At 61.3% G+C, this 15,822-nt stretch carries 13 protein-coding genes; 6 read left to right on the top strand and 7 right to left on the bottom strand.

From position 1 onward, the window contains the following. Positions 1 to 13 precede the first annotated feature (13 nt). Genes CLU88_RS10855 through CLU88_RS10830 form a run of 5 tightly spaced genes read right to left on the bottom strand, consistent with a single transcriptional unit; the run spans position 14 to position 5,768 of the window. A complete protein-coding gene (locus tag CLU88_RS10855) occupies positions 14 to 850 on the bottom strand; it encodes a MetQ/NlpA family ABC transporter substrate-binding protein (protein ID WP_099656605.1) in 837 nt (278 codons plus the stop codon). Positions 851 to 893: 43 nt separating this feature from the next. After that, positions 894 to 1,706 carry a MetQ/NlpA family ABC transporter substrate-binding protein gene (locus CLU88_RS10850; RefSeq protein ID WP_099656604.1) on the bottom strand — a complete coding sequence of 271 codons (813 nt, stop codon included), beginning with the start codon at positions 1,704 to 1,706 and terminating at the stop codon, positions 894 to 896. Continuing rightward, a complete protein-coding gene (locus CLU88_RS10845) occupies positions 1,703 to 3,160 on the bottom strand; it encodes an LLM class flavin-dependent oxidoreductase (RefSeq protein ID WP_099656603.1) in 1,458 nt (485 codons plus the stop codon). Before CLU88_RS10845 ends, CLU88_RS10850 begins: the two co-directional genes overlap by 4 nt. Positions 3,161 to 3,168: 8 nt before the next feature. Then, positions 3,169 to 4,446, bottom strand: coding sequence for an acyl-CoA dehydrogenase family protein (locus tag CLU88_RS22785; RefSeq protein WP_158235594.1), 1,278 nt, complete (start codon positions 4,444 to 4,446; stop codon positions 3,169 to 3,171). 35 nt (positions 4,447 to 4,481) lie between these two features. Next, on the bottom strand, positions 4,482 to 5,768 hold the full coding sequence (locus CLU88_RS10830) for an acyl-CoA dehydrogenase family protein (protein WP_099656602.1): 1,287 nt from the start codon (positions 5,766 to 5,768) through the stop codon (positions 4,482 to 4,484). Between the two features lie 482 nt (positions 5,769 to 6,250). Between CLU88_RS10830 and CLU88_RS10825 the strand changes: the two genes are divergently transcribed. After that, a complete protein-coding gene (locus tag CLU88_RS10825) occupies positions 6,251 to 9,448 on the top strand; it encodes a di-heme oxidoredictase family protein (RefSeq protein ID WP_233205435.1) in 3,198 nt (1,065 codons plus the stop codon). A gap of 113 nt (positions 9,449 to 9,561) precedes the next feature. On the opposite strand, the gene CLU88_RS10820 is transcribed toward CLU88_RS10825, so the two are convergent. Then, positions 9,562 to 9,747, bottom strand: coding sequence for a lipoprotein (locus tag CLU88_RS10820; protein WP_099656601.1), 186 nt, complete (start codon positions 9,745 to 9,747; stop codon positions 9,562 to 9,564). A 12-nt stretch (positions 9,748 to 9,759) separates the two neighbouring features. Here CLU88_RS10820 and cyaY point away from each other — a divergent pair, with 12 nt between their 5' ends. After that, the gene (gene cyaY, locus CLU88_RS10815) at positions 9,760 to 10,092 is read left to right on the top strand and encodes an iron donor protein CyaY (protein ID WP_099656600.1); all 333 of its coding nucleotides are present in this window, start codon (positions 9,760 to 9,762) and stop codon (positions 10,090 to 10,092) included. A 109-nt stretch (positions 10,093 to 10,201) separates the two neighbouring features. Here cyaY and CLU88_RS10810 read toward each other — a convergent pair whose 3' ends face one another. Further along, positions 10,202 to 12,616 (bottom strand): penicillin-binding protein 1A, encoded by a 2,415-nt coding sequence (locus CLU88_RS10810; protein WP_099656599.1) that lies wholly within the window; start codon positions 12,614 to 12,616, stop codon positions 10,202 to 10,204. Between the two features lie 268 nt (positions 12,617 to 12,884). Here CLU88_RS10810 and CLU88_RS10805 point away from each other — a divergent pair, with 268 nt between their 5' ends. The 4 genes from CLU88_RS10805 to CLU88_RS10790 are packed head-to-tail and all read left to right on the top strand — an operon-like array spanning position 12,885 to position 15,811. Continuing rightward, positions 12,885 to 13,964, top strand: coding sequence for a pilus assembly protein PilM (locus CLU88_RS10805; protein ID WP_099656598.1), 1,080 nt, complete (start codon positions 12,885 to 12,887; stop codon positions 13,962 to 13,964). Continuing rightward, entirely contained in the window at positions 13,961 to 14,581 is a 621-nt protein-coding gene (locus CLU88_RS10800; protein ID WP_099656597.1) for a PilN domain-containing protein, read from the top strand. Before CLU88_RS10805 ends, CLU88_RS10800 begins: the two co-directional genes overlap by 4 nt. 1 nt (position 14,582) lies before the next feature. Then, a complete protein-coding gene (locus tag CLU88_RS10795) occupies positions 14,583 to 15,269 on the top strand; it encodes a type 4a pilus biogenesis protein PilO (protein WP_099656596.1) in 687 nt (228 codons plus the stop codon). Further along, entirely contained in the window at positions 15,266 to 15,811 is a 546-nt protein-coding gene (locus CLU88_RS10790; protein ID WP_099656595.1) for a pilus assembly protein PilP, read from the top strand. The genes CLU88_RS10795 and CLU88_RS10790 overlap by 4 nt, the downstream gene beginning before the upstream one ends. The last annotated feature ends 11 nt before the right edge of the window (positions 15,812 to 15,822 follow it).

The raw sequence follows: 15,822 nt of genomic DNA, 5'->3' as shown, positions 1-15,822 counted from the left end.
CCGTCGGTGGCTGTCAGCCTTTGGGTTGCCAGGCCAGCGTGTAGAGCTTGGCGTCGTTGGCGTTGGACTTGAACAGCTGTTCGCGCACGGCGGGCGACTCTTGGTAGAGCTGGATGAAGCGCAGCACCCGGGCGTCTGCCACTTTGTCCTGGCGCGTCACGAAGCGAATGGCGTAGTAGTTGTCCGAGATGCCGGAATACAGCAGTGCCGAGCTGGCAATGTCGCGCTTGCCTGCGGCCACAAAGTGGCTGGGGTAGCCCTGGGCCAGGTCCAGGTCGTCGATGGCGCGCACCAGCTGGGGGCCTTCCACTTCCAGCAGCTTGAGCTTCTTGGGGTTGGCCACCACGTCGTTGACGGTGGCGCGGGTGCCCACGCCGTCTTTGAGCTTGATGAGACCGGCCTTCTCCAGCAGCAGCAAGCCCCGGCCCTGGTTCACGGGGTCGCTGGCCACGCCCACTTTGGCGCCTTCCTTCAGGTCCTCAAAGCGTTTGATGCGGTAGGAGTACAGGCCGATGTTGGACAGCACGCCCACGCCCGCCACGCCAAATTTGTAGCCGCGTTCTTTGATGGCGTTGTCCAGAAAAGCCTGGTGCTGAAAGTAGTTGACGTCGATGTCCCCCGAGGCCAGGGCTTCGTTGGGGGTGGTCCAGTCGGTGAACTCGACCAGCTTCACGTCCAGCCCTTGCTTCTTGGCTTCCTGGATGGCGACTTGCACCGAGTCGGCCAGTGCGCCGGGGGTGACTCCGACCTTGAGCGTCTGTGCGGTGGAGGCCAGGCTCCAGGTGGCCAGCAGGGTGCCGGTGAGTGCGCTTGCGATGGCCAGGGCGATGCGTCGGGTGGTGGTGTGCATGGGTGGGTTCCTTGGGGTGGGTTGCTGCAGGGGCGGCAGTGCCTTACTTGCTGAGCCAGGCCAGCGTGTAGAGCTTGGTGTCGCCGCCAAACGATGTGTGGGTTTGGTCGCGCACGGCTTGTGCTGACTGGAAGATCTGCACAAACTTGCGCACCCGTGGGTCGTTGACGTTGTCTTTGCGTGTGACGAAGCGGATGGCGTAGTAGCTGTCCGAGGCCCCGGTGTAAAGCAAGGCCTTGCTGGCCACCTCAGGCTTGCCTGCGGAGACAAAGTGCGCGGGGATGCCCTGGGCCAGGTCCACGTCCTCAATGGCGCGCACGAGTTGGGGGCCTTCCACTTCAATGAACTTGAGCTTTTTGGGGTTGCTCACGATGTCATTCACCGTGGCCCGGGCGCCCAGTCCTTCCTTGAGCTGGATGAGCCCGGCTTTCTCCAGCAGGCCTAGGCCCCGGGCCTGGTTGACGGGGTCGTTGGCCACGCTCACGCGGGCGCCGTCCTTGAGTTCGCTGAAGTTCTTGATCTTGTAGGAGTAAAGGCCAATGTTGGGCAGCACGCCCACGCCGACCACATCAAATGGGTAGCCGCGCTGGCGGATGGCGTTGTCCAGAAATGCCTGATGCTGGAAGTAGTTGATGTCCAGATCGCCAGAGGCCAGGGCCTCGTTGGGTGTGGTCCAGTCGGTGAACTCGATCACCTTCACGTCCAGCCCTTGCTTGCGGGCCTCGGCCGCTGCGGCGTGCAGGGCGTCAGCATGCACGCCGGTGGATGCGCCTACTTTCAAGGTCTGTGCCTGTGCGCCCACGGCGATGGCCAGGGTGGCAAACAGGGTGCTCAGGATGCGTGCGGGGTGGGTCATGCGGGGCTCTCTTCCGTGGTCGGTGTGGTGGTGGGTGTGGTGCTGTGTGCCGTGGCCGGTGGATGGGCCGCCGCAGGGGCGGCATGCCGCCAGCGGGCGGCGGGGTGTTGGTCGGGCAGGCGGTTGCCTTTGCCAAACAGCTTGTGGCGCAGGCTGCCCTGCGTGTAGCTGCTTTTGTGCAGGCCCCGGTTCTGCAGCTCGGGGACGACGATGTCGATGAAGTCCTCAAAGCTCTCGGGCACCACGGTGCGTGTCAGGTTGAAGCCGTCCACGCCGGTGTCGTCCACCCACGATTGCAAGGCATCGGCCACTTGGTCGCCGGTGCCGACGATGGCGGGGTAGCGGCCTCCCAGGGCGTATTGCTCCAGCATGCCGCGCCGCGTCCACCCCTGGCGCTTGGCCAGGGCCACGGCCGATTGGATGGAGTTGGTCTGGCCATAGGCAATGGGCTCGTCCAGCCCATAGCGTGCAAAGTCAATGCCGGTGCCTGCGGCGAAGTGGGCCAGGCCAGCCTCGGGGTTGGCATAACGGCGGTACTCTGCGTCTTTGTCGCGGGCCTCGGCCTCGGTGCGGCCGGGCACCACGCTCACGCCCAGCACGATCTTCAGGTCCTCTGGCGCGCGGCCTGCGTCCGCAGCGGCTTGCCGCAGGGCGACCACGCTCTCGCGCACGAGTGCTTTGTTGTTGCCCGAGATGAAGACGGCCTCGGCATGGCGGGCGGCAAAGGCCTTGCCCCGGTCGGACGTGCCTGCCTGGTAGATCACGGGCGTGCGCTGCAGTGACGGCGCTGTCAGGTTGACGCCCTCCACCTGGTAGTGGTGCCCGTGGTGCGCGATCTTGCGCACGGCGGCGGGGTCGGTGTAAATGCGCGCGCCCTTGTCGGCTTTGACTGCGTCGTCGCGCCAGCTGCCTTCGAGCAACTGGTAGAACACGTCAAGGAACTCCTCGGCCTGGTCGTAGCGGTCGTCGTGGCCGATTTGCTGGGGCAGGCCAATGGCGCGGGCTGCGCTGTCGAGGTAGCCGGTGACCACGTTCCAGCCAATGCGGCCTGTTGTGAGGTGGTCCAGCGTACCAAAGCGGCGGGCCAGCAGGTAGGGGTGTTCGGTGGTCGGGTTGACGGTGACGCCAAAGCCCAGGTGCTGGGTGACGGCCGCCATGGCCGAGACCAGCACCACCGGGTCGTTCACCGGCAGCTGGATCGACTCGCGCAAGGTGAGGTCGATGCCCGCCTGGTACACGTCGTACACGCCCACGATGTCGGCGATGAACAGGCCGTCGAACAGCCCGCGCTCAAGGGTGCGGGCCAGGTCGGTCCAGTAGGGCAGGGTGTTGTACTCGGTGGATCGGTCACGCGGGTGCGTCCACAGGCCATGGTTGATGTGCCCCACGCAGTTCATGTTGAACGCGTTCAGGACGATGGGCTTGCGTTGGCGGGTGGTGGGTGTGGGGCTCATGGGGGACCTTAGGCTGCAGTGGCCAATGCGGCTTGCGCAGGGGTTGCGAAGGGACGGGTGCTGGGCGCTGTGGAGGGGGCCGCGTGGACGGGCGGGTGGGCCTCGTCTGTGGCTGTGGTCAGGCTGCGGGCCAGGCCTGAGAGCACGGCATCGGCCTGGGGTGGGTTGAAGCGGTGGCACTGCACGTCGCGCAACATGCGCTCCAGCGGGTGCTGGCGCGAAAGGGCTTGGCCGCCAACGATCTCTACCGCCAGTTGCACCACTTGCGTGGCGCAGCGGCCCACGGCCACTTTGGCCACGGCCACGGCGTCGCCCAGGTGTTCTTGCAGGTGTGGGTTGCGTTCCCAGTGCTCGGCTACGCCGTAGAGCTGGCTGCGGGCGCTGGTGAGCAAGAAGGCGATCTCGCCCAGCTTGGCCTGCACGGCCGGGGCGTCGATCACGGCTTGGCCGCCCAGGCTGGCGGCGCGGTAGTTGCGGGCAAATGCCAGGGCTTCATCGCGGGCGGCTTCGGCAATGCCCAGGTACAGGGCGGGCAACTGCAGGCCCCAGGCCCGGCTGCCGATGGAGAAGCTGCTGGGGCGATCAGGCCCTGGGCCGTAGCGGTGCACCAGGGCGCTGTCGGGCACCCAGACGTTGCGCAGCTCGATGTCGTGGCTTTCGGTGGCGCGCATGCCCGCCGTGTCCCAGGTGTCGATGATGTGCACCCCCTCGCCGCGCGGGACCAGAAACTCGCCATAGGACGCTTCGCCCTCGATGCGGGCGTACACCACCATCTGCGCCAAGGCCGGGGCCGATGAGCAATAGGCCTTGCGCCCCTGCAGCACCCAGCCTTGGGCGCTGCGCCGGGCCACGGTGCCCGGGGCTGCGCCGCGCATGAGGTTGCCGTGGTCGCGTTCGGTCACCAGGATGTTGATCAGGTGGCCTTTGTGCACCACGTCGTACGCCAGGCGGGCGAAGGCCTCGGCGGGCCACGAGGCGGTGTGCGAGAGGCAGCCCAGCGCCATGAGGTGCCAGCCCAGGCACAGCGCGGTGGCGGGTGCCACGCGCCCCAACTGGTTTTGCCAAAGCAGCGTGCGGTACAGCGAAAGGCCTTCGCCGCCCAGGGCCGTGGGCAGGGTCAGCGCCAGGGCGCCGTCGGCGCGCAGCAGGGCGAGGTGGTCGTGTGCGAAGCGGCCGTCACGGTCATGCTGCGCCACGCTGGGCGCCATCTGGCGGGCCAGTGCGTCAGCGCGCTCAATGATGGCCTGGTCCAGGGCATCGCGCACGCGGGTGTCCAAGGTGCTCATGGGGGTGTTGCGGTGCGGGGCAGCCAGCGGTGATGTCAAAACAGGCCGGATGTGGGAGGCTGGGTGCCGGTCAGCAGCCAGTTGCCCACGGCTGCAGCCTTCCATTGGCGGGGGTTGTGGTTGGCCACGGTGCGCGCGTTGCGCCAGTGCCGGTCCAGGTTGTGGGTGCGCAGCGTGGCGGTGGCGCCAGCCACGTCAAACACCAGCTCTGCGGCCTTCAGGGCCGCCTGCACGGCAAAGTGCTGGGCCTGGGCGACTTCGATGGATGCGGTGGTCAGAGCCTCTTGCGTCAGCCCCGCGTGCCAGGCGGCATCGATGGCCAAGGCGGCGCGCAACACGGCGCCTTCGGCGGCATAGGCCTGCGCTGCAATTTGGCCCACGGTCTCTTGCACATAGGGATCGTCCACCGAGCGGGTGGCCGTGCTGTGCTTGATGGGGCGGGCGTGCTCGCGGGTGAAGGCGATGGCGTCGTTGAGCGCATTGCGGGCGATGCCAGCCTCCACCGCAGCCAGCACCAGCTGGTAGTACGGGGGCAGGGGCGAGCGCCGGTCGCGGGGCATGGAGGGGCGAATCTCTTGCGGTTGCACTTCGACCTGCGTGAACACCGTGGTGCCGCTGGCCGTGAGGTGCTGGCCGATGGCGTCAAAGTCGTCCACCAGGTCCAGGCCAGGGCGTGCGCGTGGTACGACGAAGCCGGTCTCCTGGCCGCTGTCGTCCAGGGCGAAGGAGCTGACCCAGTCGGCGTACAGCGCGCCAGTGCTGTAGAACTTGGTGCCGGTGATGTGCCGTTGGCCTGTGTGCGGGTCTTGTGTGATGCGTGCGGTGATTTGCCCATTGGGGCCGCCACGCTCCCACCCTGCGTTGCCAAAAATTTCGCCGTCCAACAGGTGGGGCAGCCAGTGCTGCAGCTGTGCGGCATCACCTGCCGCCAGCAGGCTTTCGACAAAGCCAAAGCCGGGGCGCAGGGCTTGCGCGATGTTGGAGTCGGCGGCGGCAATGTCCAGCAGCAGCTCGAACAGGTCGCGCACCGTGCCCCCTGGCCCTCCGTGCTGGCGGGGGATGCGCAGGGTGAACAGGCCTGCCTCGGCCAGCGTGCGTATCCAGGCGTAGGGCAGTTGCCTGCTTCGTTCGCGGTGGGACGCGCCCGCCGCGATTTCGGGCAGCAGCACTTTGATGCGTGCCCGCAGTTCGGCGGCATCGCCGGGCACTTGCACCACGCCGGTGCGGTGCGGGACAAAGCCGGGTTCTGGCGTGGCGGGGGCGGCGCGAAGGGCCGTGGGGGTGGGCGATGCGCGGTCTGCGGTGGTGCTGGTGTGGCTCATGGCGGGCTGAGGGATCAAAAGTGTCGGTCGATGATCCAGCGACCTGGCCTGCGCGCCAATGAATCATTCCGTCTATCCATATGTGGAGCCCGACGCTGGGGCTGCCTGCCCTGTCAAACCCTGGTCGCAGTGTTGGTCCCGGTGGGGGCATTCAGAGAAGAGTTTTTGATAAAAAAGCGGCTCTAGCGCTTGATTGATAAGCGCTAAAAGCTATAAAAATAATAGCAATTGATGCTTGGGAAGGCGTTGGTTGCGTGCAGGCCTCTGGCGGCGGGTGAGCCGCCAAAGGGGCGCGGCAGAGTCGGCTGCGTGGCGCGAACCAGGCGTGCAGGCTGTTTACAAAATCCAGCAGTTTTTCTGGGGTTGCGTTGCTGTAATCGGGGGGCTCCCAACCCCCGCATGGGGGAACACCAACAAGGCGCATGCCGTGGGGCCTGATGGGCTAGCGCTGTATTCAAAACACCGAGAGAGAGGGATTTCCCATGATGTATTCCGTATTTCGCAGGCACCGCTGGGCGGTGGCTGCGCAGGCTTTGGCCCTGCTGGCCGCTGGGTGCGGCGGAGGCGATGGCGCGCAGTCGGGCGTGGCCGATGCGAACCAGGCCGCAGAGGCGGTGACAGCGCAGGCCAAAGCGGCAACGGCCGAGGTGGAGCTGGTGGCGGTGCAAGCCACGGCCAGCTCGGCGGAGCGGGGCGACTTGTCAGCGGCGGCGGCAATCGACAAGAACCCGGCAACCCGCTGGGGCAGCAGCTTTTCAGACAACCAGTTTTTAGTGCTGGACTTCGGCAAAACGGTGGCCATCGACCGCGTGAAGATCCAGTGGGAGGCCGCCTATGCCAGCAGCTACCTGCTGCAGGTGTCTAACGACCAGGTCACCTGGACCACGGTGAAGGCAGTGACGTCGGGGCAGGGCGGTGTAGAGGATTGGAGCGGCCTGGCCGCCAGCGGGCGCTACCTGCGCATGCAGGGTGTCAAGCGCTCGGGGGGGTACGGGTATTCGATTTATGAAATCAGCGTTTTCTCAGGCGGGCAGGTGGCGCCAGTGCCCACTCCGGTGCCAACCACTCCCACCGACCCCACGCTGCCGCCCGATGTGCTGACGCGCCCTGGGGCCGCGCTCAGGCCTGTGGCGGTCACAGCGTCGTCGTCAGAGAACGGTGGCACGGCGGCAGCCATGGCGGTGGATGGCAACGCCAGCACGCGCTGGGCCAGCAAGTTTGAAGACAACTCGTGGATCCAGTTTGACTTTGGCCAAGTGGTCTATCTGGGCGCGATGAAGCTGGTGTGGGAGAACGCCTATGCCAAGGAGTACGCCATCGAGACCTCGGACGACGGCGCATCGTGGGCGCCGCTGCGCTATGTGGGCAAGGGCACGGGCGGCACCGAGGAATTTTTGAACCTGGGGGCCAAAACCCGCTTTGTCCGCATCCGTGGGGTGGCGCGTGCGACGCAGTATGGTTATTCGCTGTTTGAGGTGGAGTTCAAGGCACCGGGCAGCGACAACACCATTGCCCCCGTGGCGCCTGTGGCGCTGGCCTTCCCAGCCAACGGCGCGGGCCTGGTGCCGCTGCCCAAGGCGCAGGAGCCGCTGGAGACCCTCCAGTTCAAGCTGGCCGATGGCACGCTGGTGACGCGCTTTGGTGCCCGTGCGATGGGACGCCATGGCCGTGAGCGCGGTGAGGAGTGGAACGAGGTGGGCTACGGCCCCAATGAAACGGTGGACGCTGCCACCGGTGCGCCGCGCGACAAGGGGCCGGGTGCCTATCTGCCCTTTGTGCCGCAGTATTTCAAGAACCGCACCTGGGGCCTGGAGATTCTGGACAACAGCCGGGTGCCGGGCGTGACCAAGCCGACCTTGCAGGTCAACCAGTTCAACACGGTGGATTTTCTGGTGGGCGGCATTGCGTTCTTCCGGGGCTTTGACCGGGTGGGGGTGACGGGCTACGGATGGATGAACCCCGGCGAGGTGGTGGGAACCCCCAGCATTTGCCCTCCCATGCCTTACCCGGCCAACGGCAAGCTGGGTAATCCGATTTGCTCCTTGCTGATCAAGAATTACCCAGGCCACAGTGCGTTGGATGCCGATGGCTTCCCCAACGGGAAGAACGTGCCCGCCCGTTCGCTGGTGGTGGGGGATGTGATTGAAGTGGCGCCTTCCATGTTCTCTACGCGGGAGGCCATGGCCGCACGGGGGGACGATGGCGGCATCCGTTACTACTCGGGCGAATGGGTCTATGTGGTGGGCACGGGGCTGGTGCCCTGGTATGGCGTGCAGCCTCGGCTGAACTCGGTCCCGTTGCCTGCAGACACCCTCACCGGGGGGCTCGGGTCTGTGTCGTACAACTATTCGGACAATGGCGACCAGATGTTCCAGCAGCCCCAGAACCACACGGGCATGCAGAACATGCAGCGGTTTGTGGAGGGGCGGCGCATCATCCACACGAACTTCACCACCGGTGACCACAACGAGCCAGGCAATGACCGCTATGCCGCGGCGGTGGGGTTGCAGGGCACACGTTTCAATCAATCGGCCTGCGTCGCTTGCCACGTCAACAATGGCCGCAGCCCGGCGCCCCTGGCTGCCAATCAGCGTCTGGATCAGATGGCCATTCGCACCGCTTCGCTGGGCGCCAATGGGCAGCAGTTGACGCATCCGGTGTATGGCGCCGCCATCCAGATGAACGCGGTAGCGGCCGGTGGCAGCAAGCGCGATTGGGGCAACGGCGTGCGGGTGTCAGGCTTTCAAAAGCGCACGGTGCGCCTGGCCGATGGGCTGGTGGTGGAGTTGTCCAAGCCGACGCTGGCATTCGATGGGCCGGTGCCTGAGGTCTATTCCTTGCGTGCTGCGCAACCGATGCTAGGTGGTGGGCTGCTGGAAGCGATTGCAGAGGCCGATGTGCTGGCGCGGGTGCGCAGCGCGCCGGACGAGGATGGCGTGAAGGGGGTTGCCAACTACGTGCTGGACCCCGAGACGGGCGAGACCCGCTTGGGCCGTTTTGGCTGGAAGGCATCGAAGGCGAGCCTGCGCCACCAGGCGGCAGCCGCTCTGGTGCTGGACATGTCCGTCACCTCGCCGGTGTACCCGCAGCGCGCTTGCGTGGGTGGGGCTGCCACCTGCAAGTCTGGGGCAGCGGAGCGCGGTATCTCTGAAGCGGATCTGCAATCCATCTCCAACTACCTGGCCCTGGTGGCCGTACCCGCCCAGCGCAGTTTGCCCAGTGGCTTCCCCAAAGGCGTGGCGCCGCTGGACGAGCACCGGGTGGATTCTGCCCAGGTGACTTTGGGCTCCAAAATCTTCCAGTCGGTGCGCTGCGCCGCATGCCATGCGGCTGAGATGAAAACGGGCACGGGCCATCTGATGGCGGAACTGAGAGGGCAGACCATTCGCCCCTACACCGACCTGCTGTTGCACGACATGGGGGCAGACCTGGCCGACCGGTACGCAGAAGGGCAAGCACAGGGCGCCATGTGGCGCACCGCGCCGCTGTGGGGCATTGGCTACTCCGACAAAGTGATGGGCAACGGCGGCAAGGCGGGTTATTTGCACGACGGCCGTGCCCGTACTTTGACGGAGGCGATCCTTTGGCATGGTGGCGAGGCCGAGCGTGCGCGGCAGCGCTTCGAAAAGCTTGGAACGGCGGACAGGGACGCACTGCTGGCGTTTCTGAGATCGCTGTGAGAACGGGTATCCCCAGGGTGCCAACACCGTAGAGTCCGCTGCGCTAACAGCAAAGCCCTGCCCCTCGATGTGAGGGGCAGGGCTTTTTTGTTGATGGGCTGAGTGGGCGGCGCCTATTTGGCGGGCTTTTCCGCGTCGGACTTGGTCGTTGGATTCAGCGTCTCAGGCAGCGTGGCGCGATGCTGTGCTTCTGGCGCGCTGGGAAGGTACAGCGGCCCGCGCTGTCCACAGCCCACAAAGGCTGCCGCACTGACTGCAAGGACAATGACCCTGACTAGAATTTGGGTTGCTTTCAACATGTGCGAATTGTAATGACCGATCTTGAATTCATGGATATCGCCGAGAAGCTCCTGGGCGCAGTCGAGCGCAGTTGTGACTCGATTAACGAAACCTCAGATGCGGACATCGACAACCAGCGGTCGGGCGGGATGATTACCATCACCTTTCCTAACCGCAGCCAGATCGTCATCAACCTGCAAAAGCCGCTGCACGAGGTCTGGATGGCTGCCAAGTCGGGGGGCTATCACTACCGTCACGATGGCAGTGTTTGGCAGGACACCAAGGGCGGTGGTGAGTTCTTTGCATGCCTGAGCCGCGATGCCTCTGCGCAAGCAGGAATGCGCCTGGCGTTTCAGCAGGATTAGTCGCTTTCCAAGCAAAAGGCTCCACTTGAACGTGGGGCCTTGCCTTGGGTGGGGCTGTTGTGAGCAGCGGATTGACAGGGCCGGGAAGAGTGTTCCCAGGCCCTTTTTCTCAATTGCGGAACAAATCGAGAATGCGTTTGCGCTCTTCGGTCACAGGAGGCTGGGCGGCGGATGCAGCGGCGGGGCCCGTAGTGGGCGCTGCAGAGGGGTTGCGGTCTTCCAGCCCGACGCTTGGAACGCCGCTGCGGGCATATTCTTCGTAGAACCATTCACCGCCCATGTTCACCAACCCAGCGGGCACTTTGGGCTCTGAGACAGGGACTCCCTTGAGTGCGCGCTCCATGAAGCTGATCCACACCGGCAGGCTCAGCCCACCGCCTGTTTCACGGCTGCCCAGATTGCGCGGGGTGTCGTAGCCAATCCATGTCACTGCCGCCATGGTCGGCTGATAGCCCGCAAACCATGCGTCCACCGAATCATTGGTCGTCCCGGTCTTGCCAGCCAAGTCAGGCCGCTTGAGCGTGGCTTGCGCCCGGGCAGCCGTCCCAGAGCGGGTCACCTCTTGCAGCAGGCTGTTCATGACGAAAGCATTGCGAGCATCGATGGCACGGTTTTGCTCTTCCAACACGGGTGTGGTGGTCTCGGACAGGACACGGCCCTTGTGATCGGTCACCTTGGTGATGAGCCAGGGGTTGATGCGGTAGCCGCCATTGGCAAAGACCGAGTAGGCCGACGCCATTTGCAACGGAGTGACCGAGCCCGCTCCCAGCGCCATGGTCAGGTAGGCGGGGTGTTTCTCGGGGTCAAAGCCGAAGCGCGAAACCCACTCTTGCGCCGTCTTGGGACCGACGGCCTGCAGGATTCGAATCGAGATCATGTTTTTGGAGCGCGCCAAGCCCGTGCGCATGGTCATGGGCCCGTCGTACTTGCCGTCGTAGTTTTTCGGTTCCCAGGGTTGTCCGCCCGTCACACCCGCATCGAAGAACAGCGGTGCGTCGTTGATCACAGTGGCAGGCGTGAAGCCTTTTTCCAGAGATGCTGAGTAGATGAACGGCTTGAAGCTGGAGCCAGGCTGGCGCCAGGCCTGCGAGACGTGGTTGAACTTGTTCTTGTCGAAGTCGAAGCCACCGACCAGGGCCTTGATGGCCCCGGAGCGTGGATCAACCGCCACGAACGCGCCTTCTACTTCAGGCAGTTGGGTGATTTCCCAGGTGTTTTTGGGTGTCTTCACAATCCGGATGATTGCGCCCCGGCGAATCTTGATGTTGGGGGGCGCTTTGTCGCTCAAGCCGGATTGAACGGGCTTGAGTCCATCGCCTGTGATTTCAATGGCATCGCCATTGCCTCGGGCCACCACCACTTTTTTGGCGGACGCCTCCAGCACCACGGCCGCCAGCACGTCACCGTTGTCCACGTGGTTGGTCAGCGCATCGTCGATGGCTTCCTCAACCTCCTGGCCAGTGCCAGCAGGAAGCGAGACAAACTTTTCCGGGCCCCGGTATTGCTGCCTGCGTTCATAGTCCATGATGCCGCGGCGCAGTGCCGTGTAGGCCGCTTCCTGATCGCCCGCGTTCAGTGTGGTGTAGACGTTCAGGCCGCGCGTGTAGGCTTCGTTACCGTATTGGGTGAAGATCAACTGGCGTGCCATCTCGGCTACGTATTCCGCGTGCACGCGGGTGTTGCTCAGACCGGAACGGATCTTGAGCTCTTCCTTCTTGGCATCCACTGCCTCTTGCTCGGTGATGAACCCGTTTTCTTCCATGCGCTCAATGATGTAGAGCTGCCGTGACCGAGCCCGCTTGGGGTTGCTGATGGGGTTGTAGGCCGATGGCGCTTTGGGCAGGCCCGCGAGCATGGCGGCTTCCGCAATCGAAATGGATTTCAGCGGTTTGCCAAAATAGGCTTCAGCCGCAGCAGAAAAACCATAGGCACGGTTACCCAAATAAATCTGATTCATGTAAATCTCAAGAATCTGATCTTTGGAGAGCATGTGCTCAAGTTTGAATGTGAGTAATATTTCGTAAATTTTGCGAGTAAATGTCTTTTCTGAAGACAGGTAAACATTTCGGGCCACTTGCATGGTAATGGTGGATGCGCCCTGGCTTTTTACCCGGCCCATGTTGGCCAGACCCGCGCGCACCATGCCCTTGTAATCGACGCCGCCATGCTGAAAGAAGCGGGTGTCTTCAATGGCGAGCACCGCGTCTTTCATCACCTGCGGAATTTCCTGAATCGGCGTGAGATTGCGACGCTCCTCACCGTACTCGCCCAGCAAGGCTCCCTCGGAGGAGAACACCCGCAGCGGCAGCTTGGGGCGGTAGTCCGCCAAGTCAGACACATCGGGAAGGTTGGGGTAGGCAACGGCCAGCGCTATGGCGATGGTCAAAGCCAAGCCAAAGGCTGCGGCGGCGGCAAGGCCTGCACACCAAAGCAGAATTTTCAGAATGACACTCAACCATCGGCTGCCTGCGCTTCTTTTGGACGTTTTTTGCTGAGGGGTCTGGTCGGGAGAGGGGGGCGTCATATCGCTCCGAATGGCTGTTCGCAGCATTATAAAAATGCTGACACAAATTTACGGTCTGGAACTTGTCTTTGGGGGCTCGGCCGTATCCATTCTTCTGGATTGGCGAGATTGTGGATGCTACGGGCGCTGAAAAAATCGTCTGGTTTTGGCAACGCTCTGTAGTTCAAAGGCGGGCAAAATTCTTTGCTGGAGAACTATCTTACTGATAGCATTGAAGTGAAGTGTTAAGTTTTGTTGCGTCATTTTGACAAGTTACAGGGGACCAATCTTGATCTCAATGGGATCTTTGTTCAGTCGCCAGGCTGCGCCTCTGCTGGGTATCGACATCAGCTCATCCAGCGTCAAGCTGGTGGAGTTAGGGCGGGACAAGGCGGGAGGCCTTGTTCTGGAACGTTGCGCTATTGAACCGCTGGAGCGGGGATGGATCACTGACGGCAACATCGAAAAGTTCGATGAGGTTGCTGAGGCAGTGCGTCGCCTTGTGAAAAAAAGCGGGACACGCACGAAGAACGTGGCGTTGGCTTTGCCTTCATCTGCCGTGATCACCAAAAGAATCACTTTGCCCGGTGGAATGACCGAGCAAGAGCTTGAAGTGCAGGTGGAGTCTGAAGCCAATCAATACATTCCTTTTTCTTTGGACGAAGTGAGTTTGGACTTCTGCGTCATCGGCCCTAGCAAGAGCTCGCCGGGGGATGTTGAAGTTTTGATCGCTGCTTCCAGACGAGAAAAAGTGCAGGACCGACAAGGTCTTGCGGAAGCCGCAGGCCTCAAGCCCATCGTTGTCGACATTGAGTCGAACGCCTCCAGATTGGCTGCGGGTCGTCTCATTGAAGCACTTCCAGGCAAGGGCTCCAATGCGATGGTCGCGCTGTTTGAGGTGGGGGCTCTGACGACAAGCATGCAAGTCATGCTGAATGAAGAGGTCCTGTACGACAGGGATCAAGCCTTCGGTGGTGCACAGCTGACGCAGTTGATTGTTCGTCAATACGGATTTTCTGTCGAAGAGGCGGAAAGCAAAAAACGAAGCGGTGACCTTCCAGAAGATTATCAGTCGGCTGTGTTGCGTCCTTTCGTTGACAGCATGGCACAGGAAATTGTGCGTGCGCTGCAGTTCTTCTTCACAAGTACGCCCCATAACCGCGTTGATCACATTTTGCTTGCAGGAGGATCTGCTCCTCTGCCTGGTTTGACAGAAGCCGTGACACAGCAGTCGGGATTTGCATGCAGTTCCGTCAATCCGTTTGATGGCATGGAAATCGGTAGCGGAGTACGTCTGAAAAAGATGGTGCGTGAGGCGCCGTCATATCTCACCTCTTGTGGGTTGGCAATGCGGAGGTTCCTGCGGTGATCTTGATCAATCTACTTCCGCACCGTGAAGCCGCGCGAAAGCGCCGCCGCGAAGCGTTCCAAGCTGCGTTGTTCGCATCGTTTTTGATGGGTTTGGTCATTGCTGGAGCCATCTATTGGTGGTTGCAGTTATTGATCACTGAGCAGCAGGACAAGAATAAGTTCCTCAAGCAAGAGATTGCTGTTCTTGAAAACCAAATCAAGGAAATTGCCACGATTGAAGATGAAATCGCAGCCTTGGTTGCGCGACAAAAGGCTGTCGAGAATCTTCAGTCAGATCGGAATATTCCTGTTCATTTGCTCAATGAGCTGGTCAAGCAGCTACCAGATGGCGTGTTTATCAGCAATTTCAAGCAGACAAACAAAACTGTAACGATGCAAGGCATGGCTCAGTCCAATGAGCGAGTTTCAGAGCTGCTGCGCAATCTCTCTAGTAACACCCCTTGGATTTCCAAGCCTGAACTGGTTGAAATTGTGTCTGCGAATGTGCCTCTGTCAGCCAAAGATCAGCGTCGCGTTTCTGCCTTCAAAATGACATTCACGTTGATGAGCCCTGTCGATTCGGCAAAGTCTTCAGATGTGGCGGCTGGCAAGGCCGGTGTGACGGGGAAACCATAAAATGGCCAAGAAAAAATCCTCGCCGCAATTTGATTTTGCGGAATTCCAAGGAAAACTAACCAGACAGTTTAGCGGACTGGATACCAAGGATCCATCTCTTTGGCCTGCTCTGCCGCGGGCGCTGCTGTATGTTGTCACCGCAGTCGTTGTCGCTGTTGTTCTTTGGTTTGTTGTCATCAAAGACTACGAAGCCGAGTTAGAGACGGAGCGCAACACTGAAATTACATTGCGCGCAGATTATCAAAAGAAATTGATAAAGGCCGTCAGCCTTGATGCGTTGAAGAAACAGCGCGAACAAGTGCAGCAATATGTGATTCAACTGGAGAAGCAGTTGCCTAGTAAAGCTGAAATGGCGGCACTTTTGTCGGACATCAATCAGGCAGGCTTGGGGCGGAGTCTTCAGTTTGAACTTTTCAGGCCAGGGCAACTGGTGGCAAGAGACTACTACGCTGAGTTGCCCATTTCGTTGAAGGTCGCGGGTAAATACCACGACATTGGTGCTTTTGCGTCGGATGTGGCCCATCTTTCGCGGATTGTGACCTTGAATGATTTGTCGGTGACAGCTAATCCCAAAGATCCAAGCGCTTTGACCTTAGAGGGTACTGCTCGCACTTTCCGTTATTTGGATAGTGAAGAAATTCAAGCCCAACGTAAAGCAACTGCGACAAAAGCAGGAGGCGCTAAATGAGTGCTTGTAAAGCATTATTGGCTGTAACGGTCGTTGCTCTAACTTCTGGGTGTATTTCTTCGGGAGAGGATGATTTGCGCCAGTGGATGGCCAGCGAACGTGCTCAAGCGAAACCTAGAATCACACCGATTACAGAGCCTAAGAAATTCGAACCACAGGCCTACACCGTGGCCTCTGAGTTGGACCCGTTCAACTCGCTCAAATTGACGCAGGCTTTGAAGCGTGATTCCTCGCAGACCGGGGCAAATGCAGCGCTCATAGCGCCAGAGCAAATCAGGCGCAAAGAGCCTTTAGAGGCATTTCCATTGGATACGATGGTAATGGTTGGTAGTTTGAGTAAGAGTGGAAAGCCTACCGCTTTGCTCAAAGTCGATAAGCTTTTGCATCAAGTTCAGGTCGGAAGTTATTTGGGGCAAAACTACGGACGTATCCTGAGTATTTCTGAATCAGAAATAAAAATTCGAGAGATTGTTCAAGATGCAACCGGAGATTGGACAGAGCGAATGACTTCACTTGACCTACAAGAGGGTGCCAAAAAATGAAGCAACAAAGT

This window comes from Acidovorax sp. 56 (genome assembly GCF_002749705.1).
Lineage (GTDB): Bacteria > Pseudomonadota > Gammaproteobacteria > Burkholderiales > Burkholderiaceae_C > Acidovorax.
The sequence above is the reverse complement of the archived record's forward strand: the minus strand, read 5'-3'. Positions and strand labels throughout refer to the sequence as shown.